We start from the raw sequence: 12,946 nt of genomic DNA, 5'->3' as shown, positions 1-12,946 counted from the left end.
TCAGCGGATCAATCAGGATTCCACAAAGGATACGATCATGGCCAAGGGTCAGATGCGCGGCAACAAGGAAGTCCGAAAGCCGAAGGCGGACAAGACGAAGGCAGCGGTGCCAGTGACGGTGCCCGGCAAGTTCGCCGCGGCCCGGCCCGACGCCAAGAAGGGCTGAGGCCGGCCTGGTCCCTCCTGCGCCGGCCAGCAATGCTGGCCGGCCACCGGCCGCCATCGCGCGGCATTCCCTCTGCCCCTCTAGCCGGCCAGATCCGACAACAGGCCTGCGGCGACCGTCAGCCGCGCCACCGACGTGCCGCCCGATCCGGCGAGGGCACCGATCTGCCCCCCGATCCTCTCCACAGCTGTCCGTCGGCTTTCCGCCCAGGCCGCGGCCGGGTCTTTCTCCGCGCCAAAGTTCCGCAGGGCCGTCGCCGTCAGCTTGCGCCGGGCACCGGCGATCTGGCTGCCGGCCCGCTCCAGGGCCAGCGTCTCGTAGTAATCGTCCGTCTGCAACGCGAAGAGCGCGGCTTCGAGCCGGCCGATCTCGAACTGCCGGGTGATGCCGAAATAGCAGCCGATGGTCGCTTCGAGCCCCGTCGATGTTTCACGTGAGACAGAGGCTATATCCGGCACCAGCGAGAGGAGCGGCAGCAGTGCGATCGCTTCGGCCATATCCTCCGGCACGCCCTTCTCGACGAAAGCCTCGGCGCGCGACTGGGCCTCGGCCCGGCCCGCCTCGGTGGCCAGCTCGACGAGCTGCGGCTTGAGCTTGTCCAGCGCGTCGCGACTGGCGACGACAGCGCCGGTCAGGCCGCCCTCGAAACTTTCGTTCTGGACATACCAGCGGGTCGTGCGGATCAGGAACCGGCCGATCTCCGCATAGAGCGCGTTCTGGGTCTCGCCATGCAATGTGCCGTCCAGCGCGTCCACCCGCTCGTAGAGCGAGCGCACGTCGAGGCCGTCGCGCGCGGCGATGAAGGCCTGCACGATCTGAGCCGGCGAGGCGCCGGAGGATTCACGCAGCACCGTGACGAAGGTCGGGCCGGTGCGATTGACCACCTCGTTGGCCAGCACCGTCGAGATGATCTCCCGGCCGAGGCGATGGCCCTCGATGTCCCGCGCGAAGTCCCGCTGCATCGGCACCGGGAAATAGTCGTTCAGCCGGTCTTCCAGATAGGGATCGTCCGGCAGGACGCTTGCGACGAGTTGGTCGAACAGGGTGATCTTGGCATAGGCGATCAGCACCGCGATTTCGGGCCGGGTGAGACCGCGGCCGGTGGCCCGCAGATCGGCGATGGCCGCTTCCGACGGCAGCGTCTCCACCGCCCGGTCGAGCTCGCCGGCATCTTCCAGAACGCTCATGAAACGGGCCTGCAGGGCAAGCGCCGAGGCTCCCGCCCGCTCTTCCAGCGACAGGGCGAGCGTCTGTTCGTAATTGTTGGCGAGGACGAGCTCGGCGACCTCGTCGGTCATGTCGGCCAAAAGCGCGTTGCGTTCCTCGCGGGTGAGGCGACCGGATTCCATCGCGCTCTTCAGGGCGATCTTGATGTTCACCTCGACGTCCGAGGTGTTCACGCCGGCCGAATTGTCGATGGCGTCGGAATTGATCCGTCCGCCGCCGGCCGCGAACTCGATGCGGCCGCGCTGGGTGACGCCGAGATTGGCGCCCTCGCCGACGACCCTGGCCCTGACTTCGGCGGCGGCAACGCGCACCGGATCGTTGGCGCGGTCGCCGACATCGGCGTTGGATTCGTTGCCGGCGCGCACATAGGTGCCGATGCCGCCGAACCACAGCAGGTCGGCCGGCGCCTTGAGGATCGCGCTGATGATCTCGGCCGGCGTGCCCGAGCGCTTGTCCCAGCCGATCGCGTCGGCGGCTTCCTGCGACAGATGCACCATCTTGTCGCGCCGCGAGAACACCCCGCCGCCCTGCGAGATCGCCGCGCGATCATAGTCGTTCCAGGACGAGCGCGGCGTCTCGAACAGCCGCTGGCGCTCGGCAAAGGAGGTCGCCGGGTCCGGATCGGGGTCGATGAAGATGTCGCGGTGGTCGAAGGCCGCGATCAGCCGCGTCGTCTTCGACAGGAGCATGCCGTTGCCGAAGACGTCGCCCGACATGTCGCCGCAACCGACGACGGTGAAGGGCTCCGACTGGATGTCGCGGTCCATCTCGCGGAAGTGGCGCTTGACCGCTTCCCAGGCGCCGCGCGCGGTGATGCCCATGGCCTTGTGGTCGTAGCCGGCCGAGCCGCCGCTGGCGAAGGCGTCGTCGAGCCAGAACTCGTTCGACTGAGCAATGGCGTTGGCGGTGTCGGAGAAGGTTGCCGTGCCCTTGTCGGCGGCGACGACGAAATAGGGATCGTCGCCGTCATAGCGGGTGACGCGGGGCGGCGTGACCACATCCTCGCCGACGATGTTGTCGGTGATCGACAGGAGCGAGGCGATGAAGACGACATAGGCCGAGCGGCCGGCGGCGAACCAGGCGTCGCGGTCGGACGGGTCGGGCAGGCGCTTGGGGTAGAAACCGCCCTTGGCGCCGACCGGCACGATTACCGCGTTCTTGACCTGCTGCGCCTTGACCAGACCCAGCACCTCGGTGCGGTAGTCCTGGGCGCGGTCCGACCAGCGCAGGCCGCCGCGGGCGACCGGGCCGAAGCGCAGATGGACGCCCTCGACGCGGGCGTCGAAGACGAAGATCTCGCGATAGGGGACCGGGGCCGGCAGGCCCTCGACGGCGGCGGATTCGAACTTGAAGGCGAGCGCCGGGGCGACCGCGCCGGGTTCGGAGAGCGGCTCGGCGGAGATGCCGTCGACGGCGTAGTAATTGGTCCGCAGCGTGGCGAGGATGGCGCCCATGAAGCGGCGCACGATGCGGTCGTCGTCGATGGAATCGACGTCTTCCAGGGCTTCGCAGATCGCCGCATGGATCTCGCCGGCGCCCCGCGCCTGGGCACGGCGGGCCTGCCGCGCATCCGGCTCGCTCTCGCCGTCTTCCGAGGTCGTGTCCGTTTCGGCCGGGGCCGGGCGCTCGGGATCGAAGCTCGCCGCGAAGAGATCCCACAGCAGGCGGGCGATCTGTGGCTGGCGCATCAGGGCGGCGCCGAGATAGTCGGGCGAATAGGCGAGGCCCGTCTGGCGCAGATAACGCGAATAGGCGCGCAGCACATTGGCCTGGCGCAGGTCCAGCCCGGCCTCCAGCACCAGCGCGTTGAAGCCGTCATTCTCGATGCGGCCGGCCCAGACATTGGCGAAGGTCGCTTCCAGCGCGGCGCCGTCGTCGCCGAGCGCGATGTCGCCGCCGCGGCTGCGCTTCAGGTCCATGTCGTGGATATGCACCGTCTCGCCGTCGGGCCGCACGATCCGGTAGGTGCGTTCGGATACGGCAGAGAAGCCCATGTTCTCGAGGATCGGCACGCGGGTCGAGAGCGCGAGGGCCGCGCCCAGATGATAGATCTTCAGCCGCAGGAGGTCGGGCGCATCGTTCTCGCGGCGATGGAAGGTGACGCGCACCTCGTCGCCTTCTGAGAGCGCCATGATGATCCCGGCGTCGTCCACGGCCTCGGTCGGTGAGACCACGTCGCGATAGCTCTCCGGCAGGCCCGGCGCGAGGCGACCGTATTCGCCGGCATGGCCGGCGGCCGACAGGGCGGCGGTGAACTCGTCCTCCCAGTTCTTGGCCATCTCGACGACACGCGCTTCCAGCTGCGCCGTGTCGACCTCGGGCGTGGTGCCGCCGGCGCGCCCGATGATGAAGTGGACGCGGGCGAGCGGCCCTTCGGGGAAGGCCGGGTAATAGGCCGAGACATGGCCGTCATAGGCCTCGGCGAGCATCAGGCCGATCCGTTCGCGCAGGCGGGAATCGTAGCGTTCGCGCGGCACGAAGACGAGGATCGAGACGAAGCGGTGGAAGCGGTCGACGCGCGACAGGATTTTTACCCGCGGGCGTTCGCCAAGCTCGACGATGGTCGAGGCGTAGCGCTCCAGCAGCGCCACGTCGATCTGGAAGACCTCGTCGCGGGAATAGGATTCCAGCGCGTTGAGCAGCGCCTTGGCCGAGTGCGAGCCGGGACGCAGGCCCGAACGGCTGATCACCGTTTCGGCCTTCAGCCGCAGATAGGGGATGGTCAGGATGGAGCGCGTGTAGGCGCTGGAGGTGAACAGGCCGACGATGCGCAGCTCGCCGACGAAATTGCCGTCGGCGTCGAACTGCTTGACCCCGACATAGTCCATATAGGCGCGGCGATGGACCAGCGAGCGGGCATTGGCCTTGGTGACGATCAGCGGGGTCGGCGCTTCCAGGAAGGCGCGGATTTCCGGCGTCGTCGTCATGCGGCGGCCGGGCCGGCCGAGAATGCGCACGTCGGGATCGGCCAGGATGCCGAGCCCGGCATCGTCGCGCCGTTCCAGCGCCTCGCCCTCGCTGCCGGGCAGATAGTCGTATTCGCGGCAGCCGAGGAAGATGAAATTGTCGTCGCGCAGCCATTCGAGCAGCCGGGCGGCTTCCTCGAAGGTGGTCTTCAGATCCGCGTCGTCGAGGCGCGAAGCCTGGCGGCGCAGCGCCTCGACGGATTCGCTGGCGCGGTTGCGCATGGCATCGAAATCGGCATTGGCGTTGGCGACCTGGCCGAGGATCGCCTCGAGCCGGGATTTGAGCGCCGTATTCGCGTCTCCGTCGCCCAGGGGATCGACGGCGAACTGGATCAGGCTGGTCCGGTCGGCTTCGCCCAGCACCATGTCGCGGGGATGGGAGGCCGAGAAGCTGGTGACCTCGCCGGCCGCACCGCGCAGCACATCGAGGATCGGATGGGAGATGTAGCGGATGCCGACGGCGGAATCGGCGATCTCGGCGGTCACCGAGTCGAACAGGAACGGCATGTCGTCGCTGACGACGGTGATCAGTTCCAGCTTGCGCCCGTCGCGCAGGACGAATCCGTCCGGCTGTTCGATGCGCACCAGATGCGCGCCCCGGCGGTGATCGCACAGCGCCTCGAAGCCGGCGCGGGCCGCCAGCGCCAGCGCCTCGGGCGTGAACTCGGCCAGATCCTCGGCCGGCGGGCGGGCAAAGAGCAGCGGGGCGAGGGTGGCTTCGGCGCCATCCTCCCCGATGGCCGCCTCGATCGCAGACAGGATCTCCGTCTTGGTCGTTGCGGGATGGTCCATGGGGTGCCCTCCGATGCGACTGCTTGTCGTGTCCGACACCCTATCATAGGAATCCCGCCACGACCTTCGAGGGCAAGTGGTGTCCCGGGCGTCGCTGGAACGTGGGAGGAAGCATGACGCAGCAACAGGACAGGCCCGTGACAGCACTCGGCCTGGCGATGGCCGAACCCCTGTCGGAGCGCACCCAGGCGTTCTTCGCCAAATGCCAGGAAAAGCTCGGCCTCGTGCCGAACGTCCTCCTCGCCTACGCCTTCGACGAGCGCAAGCTGGAGGCGTTCTCCACCTTCTACAACGATCTGATGCTGGGGGAGAGCGAGCTGTCGAAACTCGACCGCGAGATCATCGCCGTCGTCGTCTCCTCGATCAATCACTGCCACTATTGCCTGACGGCCCATGGCGCCGCCGTGCGCCAGCTCTCCGGCGATCCCGGCTTCGGCGAGGCGATCGCCCAGAACTGGCGCGCCGCCGGGCTCGACGACCAGCGCGCCGCGATGCTGGATTTCGTCGTCCAACTCACCGAGCGGCCGGACACCATCGTCGAAGCGGACCGGCAGGCGCTGCGCGACGCGGGCTATTCCAACCGGGGCATCTTCGACATCGCCGCGGTGGCGGCGTTTTTCGCCATGAGCAACCGCGTCGCCTCGGCCACCGACATGCGCCCCAACGACGACTATCACGCCATGGCGCGGTAGCGCGGGGGTGGTGTGGGCGCTGGCGTCCGTGACGTGCGATGGCGCCGGGGGTGACGCCTGCGCCGGGGCGGCGCGAGGTTCACGCAGAGGCAGCGGTTTGGCATGGGTCCTCGGGTCAAGCCCGAGGATGACGCGCGGTGATGGGGATTGATCATCCTGGGATGGCGCGGTGCTTCAGTCCGTCCCGGCCCGGTCCGGCTCAGCGTGTCGGTGACGGCGAGCCGCAACATTCAACCACGGCGTCATCCTCGGGCTTGACCCGAGGACCCATGCCTCGCCGGTTCGGCCATCCGCTCCGTTGGCGGCCATCTACCCCGCTGCCGGCCATCCACTCCGCTGCCGGATGCGCCCCGCGGCCCCTCAGATCTCCACGAGCCGGTCGGGGATCTCGTTGGGATTGCGGTGGTCGCCGGGGAAGTGCTCGGTGAGGATGGCGCCGGCGGCGTGGGCGGCGGCGACGTAGCCGTCGGCCAGGCGATCGTCGGCGGCGGCGGTGACGAGGTCGGCGACGATGGCGTCCCAGCTCTCCTGCGGGACTTTCGCGGCGATGGCGTCGTCGGCGATGATTTCGGCAAAGCGCTCGGCTTCGGAGACGAAGATCAGGATGCCGGTGCGCCCCGCCGTGGTGTGCAGATTATGGGCGAAGAACTGCTGCAGGGCCGACCGGTGCGCCCGGCGTTCGGCAATGGCGCGAGGCACGAAGGCCATGCGCAGGTTCCGGGAGAGGGCGAAGGCCGCCAGCATGGCGAGGACGATGACGAGCTGGCCGCCCAAGAGCGCTGCGGCTGACACGGTGACGCCGAAGAGCGGCGCCAGCAGGAGGGTGACGGCGGCCACCAGCAGCGCGATGGCGAGCGCAGCCGCGGCAGAGACGAAATGATAACCGTCGCTCGCCCGGGCGAAGACCGCGTAGATCTCGCCGGTGGTGGCGATCTCGGCCTCGCGGATCGCCGTGGCGATGCGGGCGTGATCGGCTTCGGTGAAGGTCAGTCTTGCCATGGTCACCAGCTCCCCGACGATCCGCCGCCGCCAAACGATCCACCGCCGCCGGAAAAGCCGCCGCCCCCCGAAAAGCCGCCACCGCCGCCAAAGCCGCCCCCGAAGCCGCTGCGCGATCCCGACATGCGGCTCGCCTGGCCGAGCGTCCAGACGATGCCGAGCCAGCGATAGCGGTTGCGCCCGACCTTCTTGCCGAAGCGGCGGGCAAGGCCGGTCATGGCAAAGGCGCCGAGAACGAGAATCCAGACCCCGGCGAACATCAGGGTAAAGGCGATGCCGGCAAAATCCTCGCCGCTCCAGTTCTGGTTGCGTTCGGCCCGGGCCTGAAGCTCGGCCGCGTCGCCGGAGAGCACCTGGATGATGCCGTCGACGCCGCGGCTGATGCCGCCGGGATAATCGCCGCCGCGAAACGCCGGCAGAATATCGTTCTGGATGATCAGCGAGGACAGGGCGTCGGTGAGGGTGCCTTCGAGCCCGTAGCCGACCTCGATGCGCACCTCGCGGTCGTCGCGGCTGACCAGGAGGACGACGCCGTTGTTTTCCTCCGCCTGGCCGATGCCCCATTCGCGGCCGAGCCGGTTGGCGTAATCGGCGATCTCGGCGCCCTGCAGGTCGGGAACGGTGACGACGACGACCTGGTCGCTGCCCTGTGCCTCGAAGGCGGCCAGCTTCTCGGTCAGTGCGGTCTCGGTCGCCCGATCGAGAAGATCCGCCGTGTCGACCACCCGGCCGGTGAGGGGCGGGAATTCCTGCGCCGCGGCAGGCGCGACCAGCGCAAGGACGGCCGCCAGCGCCAGAAGGCGGCCCAGCGCGGCGAGCGCACCGCGTCCACCTGCCATCGACATTTGCCGGATCCGATCCATGGGCTCGGGCCTTTCGGTCAGTTGGCTGCCAGCCGGCTCACTGGCCGAAATCCACCTTTGGCGGCGTCGCCGAGCCGGCGGTCGCGGTGAAGGGCTCCATCGGCTGCGCCTCCGGATAGAAGAACGAGGCGATCCAGCGGCCGGGGATCGTCCGCAGCTCGGTGTTATAGACCCGCACCGCCTCGATATAGTCGCGGCGGGCAACGGAAATCCGGTTCTCGGTGCCCTCGAGCTGGCTCTGCAGGGCAAGGAAGTTCTGGTTGGACTTGAGGTCCGGATAGGCTTCCACCGTCGCCAGCAGCCGCGACAGGGCGCCGCCGAGCTGGTCCTGTGCCGCCTGGAATTTCTGCACCATGGCCGGGTCGCTGAGCTGGTCGGCATCGACCGTGATCTGGGTCGCCTTCGCCCGTGCCTCGACCACCGCCGTCAGGACCTCGCGCTCCTGGGCGGCGAAGCCCTTCACGGTCTCGATCAGATTGGGGATCAGATCGGCCCGGCGCTGATACTGGTTCTCGACCTGTGCCCACGCCGCGCGCGCCTGCTCCTGATAGGTCGGAATGGCGTTGATCCCGCAGGCCGACAGCATCGGCGCCAGCAGCGCCACGACGAGGGCGGTTAGATACGGGCGGAGCCGGAGCGACGGAAGGATCTTGGCAGCGGACAGCATCGACGGTCTCCGGTCAAAGGGCTTGTCCGGCATGTCTAGCGCATCCGGCCGTAGCGCAGAAGACAATCGTTGCGTCCGGGCTGTTGCCCTCGCGGGGGTTTTGCGACAGAGCTTTCCCATGACCCGGCCTCACGACGACGACGCGCAGCAGCGCGAAGCCAAGGCGATCCTGGAACGCATCCGGCAGGAAACGGAGCCGCAGATCGGTGCCCATACCTTCTCGCTCCTGTTCCGCACCCGCGACCATTTCATGGCGACGGACGCCGACCCGAACGACCGCATCGAGGTTATCGGCACGCGGATCGGCCGGCTGGCGGGTATCGTCGGCTTCATCGTGTTCGGGCTCATGCTCGCCGATTTCCTCATGCGTTCCTGAACATTCGACATGTCGATAGCCGCGTCTTCCGCTCATCACGACCGCCCGGCGGTCATCTGCGTCTCCAGCCATGTGGCGCGCGGCACGGTGGGCAACCGGGCCGCCGTCTTCGCCCTGGAATCGCTGGGGTTCCCGGTATGGTCGGTGCCCACCGTGACGCTGCCCTGGCATCCGGGCCACGGGCCGGCCACGCGGATCGTGCCGCCGGCCGGCGATTTCGCCGCGCTGATGGACGATCTGGCCGGCTCGCCCTGGCTCGGCGAGGTCGGCGCCGTGCTGACCGGCTATTTCGGCGATGGCGACCAGGTCGAACCGACGGCGCGGCTGGTGGAGGCGGTCAAGCGCGCCAATCCCGGAGCCACCTATATCTGCGACCCGGTGCTCGGCGATCGCGGGCGCATGTACCAGTCGCAGGCGACGGTCGACGCGATCCGCGATCGGCTGATCCCGCTGGCCGACATCGCGACGCCGAACCGCTTCGAGCTGGAATTCCTCACCGGGCTGGAATTCACCGACAATTCCCATCTGATCGAGGCCGCGGCGACGCTCGGGCCCGAGGCCGTGGTGGTGACCTCGGCCTTCCCGATGCTGCGCGGCGGCATCGGCAATCTTCTGGTACGCGACTTCCAGGCCATTCTCGCCGAACACCGGGTGGTGGAGAATGCGCCGCACGGCCTCGGCGACCTGACGGCGGCAGTGTTCCTTGCCCGCACCCTGTCGGGCGCCAAGGGCGAGAAGGCGCTGCAGAGCGCCACCGCGACGGTGTTCGAGATCCTGGCGCGGACGACCAAGCGCGGGGCCGACGAACTGACGCTGGAGACGGATACGGACAGCCTCAAGCATCCGATGGCGATGGTGCAGATGCGCCGTCTGGCCTATCCGGGTGGCGGCCGGCGGGCCTGAACTGCGAGGCTGCGTGGATTTCACGTGAAACATCGCTTGCCGTCGGCCCCGCCTGTATCTAGTTCGAGGAACGCGTCCCCGCGACGACAGCGGGGCGAGCCCGGCCTGATTGATTGCGCCGGGGCAAGCCGGTAGTGATCTGACCATGACGAAGTATCTTCCCGACCATCTCCTCAACGGCTATCGCGCTTTTCTGGCGAACCGCCTGCCGCAGGAGCGCGACCGCCTGCGCGACCTGGCCGAGCAGGGCCAGCATCCCAAGACCATGGTGATCGCCTGCTGCGACTCCCGTGCCGCGCCGGAAACCCTGTTCGACGCCGCGCCGGGCGAGATCTTCGTGGTGCGCAACGTCGCCAATCTGGTGCCGCCCTACGAGCCGGACGGCGAGTATCACGCGACCTCGGCGGCGCTCGAATTCGCGCTGCATGCCCTGAAGGTCGAACATGTCGTGGTCCTCGGCCATGGCGGCTGCGGCGGCATCCATGCCGCATTGTCGCCGTCGGCCGAGCCGCTGTCGCCGGGCGATTTCATCGGCAAGTGGATGAGCCTGCTCGACCCCGTGTCGAAGGCCGTCGGCGCGAACGACCACATGACGGCACGCGAGCGCCAGGCCGCGCTGGAGCGCATCGCCATCCGCTATTCGATCGCCAATCTGCGCACCTTCCCGACGGTCGAGGCGCTGGTGAAGGAAGGCAAGCTGTCGCTGCACGGCGCCTGGGTCGACATCGCCTCGGGCGAGCTGTGGGCGATGGACCCGGACACCGGCGATTTCCAGCGGCCGCTGGCCGGCGAGTGATCGGGCCGTTTGCTGCGCCGCACCGGGCGATTTGCGTGTGACAATGGCCACAATCGCGTGCTTGCGTTACGTTTTGGCACAATGGCATCTTGCGAAATGATCGCAGGGTTCGATCTATGGATGCGACGGACCGGCCGGCAGGTCGGATTGGCGAGGGACAGACATGCCGGGGAAAGTCTTCAATGACGCATAAGATGAAAGCCGGAGCGGCCGTCGTGGCACTGCTCCTCGTGGCAGGCTGCTCGCGGTCGATGCGGGAGATGGGACGCGACACCGGACCGGCTCCGCTGCCGCCGGCACCTGCGGGCCGCGTGTCGGCCGACCAGCTGCCGCCGCCCCCGCCGCCGCCGCCGCCCGGCGCCAGCACCAACGCCTCGGCCGACTTCAACGCTTCGGCCGGGACCGACGGCGACGCCACCGCCGATGCCGGCGGGAACACCCAGGTCGCCTCGACCAGCTCCGAGCCGCTGTCGCGCACCAGCATGACCGGCTTCTACCAGGTCTCGGCCAGCGGCGGGAACTGCCGGGTCGGCCTGACGCTGACCCAGTATGACGAGAACTACAACGCCGCCTCGATGGGCTGCCCGGGCCGGCTGGCGGATGTGCGCCGCTGGTCCACCACCGGCAACCAGCTGCAGCTCAAGGATACGTCGGCGAACGTGATCGCGACCCTGACCTCGTCGGGCAAGAACCGCTTCACCGGCCAGACCACCACGGGCGTGCCGGTCGAGCTGTACCGCTAGAACGACCTAGAGACGATCGGCGCCGGCCCGAACGACGGGGCCGGCGTCGCCGTCTCGGCCGTTTTCCAGTCGTTGAGTCGTGAAGGCGTGTCAGTGGCCGTGAATGCCAGGGAAAAGTCGCGCGGGCCGGTCCGGTCGGCGCTGGAACGCCTGATCGTCTCGGGCGAGATCGAGGCGGATTCGATCCAGCGCAGGCTGGCCGACAAGCTCGACCATCTCGACCAGGTCCTGTCGGCCGACATGGTCGCCTCCAAGAAGAGCGCGCTCGGCTGGCTGTTCGGCAAGAAGCGCGAAGCCGATACCATTCGCGGGCTGTACATCTACGGCGATGTCGGCCGCGGCAAGACCATGATCATGGACATGTTCTTCCGCAGCGCCTCGGTCGCGGCCAAGCGCCGGGTGCATTTCCACGCCTTCATGGCCGACGTGCACGAACGGATCGGCGCGCATCGGGCGGCGGTCAAGGCGGGCAGCGCCAAGGGCGACGACCCGATCCCGCCGGTGGCGCGGCAGATCGCCGACGAAGCGCGGCTTCTGTGCTTCGACGAATTCACCGTCACCGACATCGCCGATGCGATGATCCTGTCGCGGCTGTTCAAGGCGCTGTTCGACAACGGCATCGTCCTCGTCGCCACCTCCAACGTCGCGCCGGACGACCTGTATCGCGACGGGCTGAACCGCGGCCTGTTCCTGCCTTTCGTCGATACGCTGAAAGAGCATGTCGAGATTTTCGAGCTCGACGGGGCCGACGACTATCGCCTGGCGGTGCTCGGACGGGACGATCTCTATGTGACGCCCCTTGGCGAGGCCGCCGACGCGCAGCTCGACACGATCTGGACCCGGCTCCTCGACGGCACGAAGGAGGCGTCGGCCTCGCTCTCGGTGAAGGGCCGGACCATCGCGGTGCCGCGGGCCGGCAACGGCGCGGCGCGTTTCGCCTTTGACGACCTCCTGACCCGCGCACTCGGCGCGCAGGACTTCCTCGCTTTGGCACGGCGGTACCACACGCTGGTTCTCGACCGGGTTCCGGTCATGGCCGAAGCCGAGCGGAACGAGGCCAAGCGGTTCATCACCCTGGTCGACGCGCTTTATGACGGCGGCCGCCGTCTGGTGATCTCGGCCGAGGCGCCGGCCGACAAGCTCTACCGCGCCCGGTCGGGCACCGAGAAGTTCGAGTTCGATCGCACCATCTCGCGGCTGCACGAAATGCGCAGCGCGGAATATCTCGAACGCAACGCGGTTCCGGGGGCCTAGCCCGGCCGGCGATTGCAGGGCTGCGGCCGGTTTGTGCATCCGGATGCGGCTGGACCGGTAGGGCGGGGCCCCGGCTTGACCGTCGCCCGTTTCAGCGGTTCGGTGGCCCATGAGGCCCTGCGAGGCCGGCAATCGGCCCTGCGGGCGAATGTTTCTGCGCCGACACGGACTTCTTGCGCTCTGGCGCTTCCGCCTTGATCGGGCTTGCCAATTGCTTTTACGCTTACGTAACCCCCGATGCATCTAACCGTTTGAATTCCTTGATGCCCGTTTTCGCCGGTTGCATAAGCTACCGGTGCGGTCTATTGCCATGCCGCAACGGGGGCACCGTTGCGATGTCTTTCGTCCACTCGCTCGCGCGCGCGGAAGAACTCGCTGCGGCTGTCCCGGACAAGGTCGGATTCGGCGAGACGGGCGACACTCTCCCTTTTGCTGTGTTCGAAGACCATCCAGGCGGTTGCCGGCGCCGTTGCGGCCCGGCCTGCAGCAGAAGGATCAGCCC

The 12,946-nt window shown here is 68.2% G+C and carries 11 protein-coding genes; 7 read left to right on the top strand and 4 right to left on the bottom strand.

Features of this window, described 5'->3' with window-relative positions; genetic code table 11:
- Positions 1-37 precede the first annotated feature (37 nt).
- Positions 38-166, top strand: a complete 129-nt coding sequence (locus tag N7I30_RS16985) for a hypothetical protein (protein WP_277022717.1) — start codon at positions 38-40, stop codon at positions 164-166.
- 80 nt (positions 167-246) lie between these two features.
- Here the strand turns inward: N7I30_RS16985 and N7I30_RS16980 are convergent, their stop codons facing one another.
- Complete coding sequence (locus tag N7I30_RS16980) at positions 247-5,151, bottom strand: NAD-glutamate dehydrogenase (RefSeq protein ID WP_498640373.1); 4,905 nt, start codon at positions 5,149-5,151, stop codon at positions 247-249.
- Between the two features lie 113 nt (positions 5,152-5,264).
- On the opposite strand from N7I30_RS16980, the gene N7I30_RS16975 reads away from it, so the two are divergent.
- Complete coding sequence (locus N7I30_RS16975) at positions 5,265-5,843, top strand: peroxidase-related enzyme (RefSeq protein WP_498640371.1); 579 nt, start codon at positions 5,265-5,267, stop codon at positions 5,841-5,843.
- Between the two features lie 360 nt (positions 5,844-6,203).
- Here N7I30_RS16975 and N7I30_RS16970 read toward each other — a convergent pair whose 3' ends face one another.
- From N7I30_RS16970 to N7I30_RS16960, 3 genes are all read right to left on the bottom strand, one after another.
- Complete coding sequence (locus N7I30_RS16970; protein ID WP_498640369.1) at positions 6,204-6,842, bottom strand: TPM domain-containing protein; 639 nt, start codon at positions 6,840-6,842, stop codon at positions 6,204-6,206.
- A 2-nt stretch (positions 6,843-6,844) separates the two neighbouring features.
- Positions 6,845-7,681 (bottom strand): TPM domain-containing protein, encoded by an 837-nt coding sequence (locus N7I30_RS16965; RefSeq protein ID WP_498640367.1) that lies wholly within the window; start codon positions 7,679-7,681, stop codon positions 6,845-6,847.
- Between the two features lie 61 nt (positions 7,682-7,742).
- Positions 7,743-8,372, bottom strand: coding sequence for a LemA family protein (locus N7I30_RS16960; protein WP_498640365.1), 630 nt, complete (start codon positions 8,370-8,372; stop codon positions 7,743-7,745).
- A gap of 118 nt (positions 8,373-8,490) precedes the next feature.
- Here N7I30_RS16960 and N7I30_RS16955 point away from each other — a divergent pair, with 118 nt between their 5' ends.
- The 5 genes from N7I30_RS16955 (at position 8,491) to zapE (ending at position 12,444) form a co-directional block, all read left to right on the top strand.
- Positions 8,491-8,748: a hypothetical protein gene (locus tag N7I30_RS16955; RefSeq protein ID WP_024352185.1), complete on the top strand. Its 258-nt coding sequence runs from the start codon at positions 8,491-8,493 to the stop codon at positions 8,746-8,748.
- Between the two features lie 9 nt (positions 8,749-8,757).
- Positions 8,758-9,651 (top strand): pyridoxal kinase PdxY, encoded by an 894-nt coding sequence (pdxY, locus tag N7I30_RS16950; RefSeq protein ID WP_187392743.1) that lies wholly within the window; start codon positions 8,758-8,760, stop codon positions 9,649-9,651.
- A gap of 145 nt (positions 9,652-9,796) precedes the next feature.
- A complete protein-coding gene (locus N7I30_RS16945; protein WP_024352183.1) occupies positions 9,797-10,447 on the top strand; it encodes a carbonic anhydrase in 651 nt (216 codons plus the stop codon).
- 182 nt (positions 10,448-10,629) lie between these two features.
- Positions 10,630-11,190, top strand: a complete 561-nt coding sequence (locus N7I30_RS16940; protein WP_498640362.1) for an AprI/Inh family metalloprotease inhibitor — start codon at positions 10,630-10,632, stop codon at positions 11,188-11,190.
- A gap of 93 nt (positions 11,191-11,283) precedes the next feature.
- The gene (gene zapE / locus N7I30_RS16935; RefSeq protein WP_498640360.1) at positions 11,284-12,444 is read left to right on the top strand and encodes a cell division protein ZapE; all 1,161 of its coding nucleotides are present in this window, start codon (positions 11,284-11,286) and stop codon (positions 12,442-12,444) included.
- The last annotated feature ends 502 nt before the right edge of the window (positions 12,445-12,946 follow it).

The sequence above is a fragment of the Aurantimonas litoralis genome, assembly GCF_026153195.1.
Taxonomy (GTDB): Bacteria; Pseudomonadota; Alphaproteobacteria; order Rhizobiales; family Rhizobiaceae; genus Aurantimonas; species Aurantimonas coralicida.
The sequence above is the reverse complement of the archived record's forward strand: the minus strand, read 5'-3'. Positions and strand labels throughout refer to the sequence as shown.

Coding starts and splice junctions, on each gene's coding strand:
- N7I30_RS16985 (WP_277022717.1), top strand. CDS start 38: ATGGCCAAGGGTCAGATGCGCGGCAACAAGGAAGTCCGAAAGCCGAAG.
- N7I30_RS16970 (WP_498640369.1), bottom strand. CDS start 6,842: ATGGCAAGACTGACCTTCACCGAAGCCGATCACGCCCGCATCGCCACG.
- N7I30_RS16940 (WP_498640362.1), top strand. CDS start 10,630: ATGACGCATAAGATGAAAGCCGGAGCGGCCGTCGTGGCACTGCTCCTC.
- N7I30_RS16980 (WP_498640373.1), bottom strand. CDS start 5,151: ATGGACCATCCCGCAACGACCAAGACGGAGATCCTGTCTGCGATCGAG.
- N7I30_RS16965 (WP_498640367.1), bottom strand. CDS start 7,681: ATGGCAGGTGGACGCGGTGCGCTCGCCGCGCTGGGCCGCCTTCTGGCG.
- pdxY (WP_187392743.1), top strand. CDS start 8,758: ATGTCGATAGCCGCGTCTTCCGCTCATCACGACCGCCCGGCGGTCATC.
- N7I30_RS16960 (WP_498640365.1), bottom strand. CDS start 8,372: ATGCTGTCCGCTGCCAAGATCCTTCCGTCGCTCCGGCTCCGCCCGTAT.
- N7I30_RS16945 (WP_024352183.1), top strand. CDS start 9,797: ATGACGAAGTATCTTCCCGACCATCTCCTCAACGGCTATCGCGCTTTT.
- N7I30_RS16975 (WP_498640371.1), top strand. CDS start 5,265: ATGACGCAGCAACAGGACAGGCCCGTGACAGCACTCGGCCTGGCGATG.
- N7I30_RS16955 (WP_024352185.1), top strand. CDS start 8,491: ATGACCCGGCCTCACGACGACGACGCGCAGCAGCGCGAAGCCAAGGCG.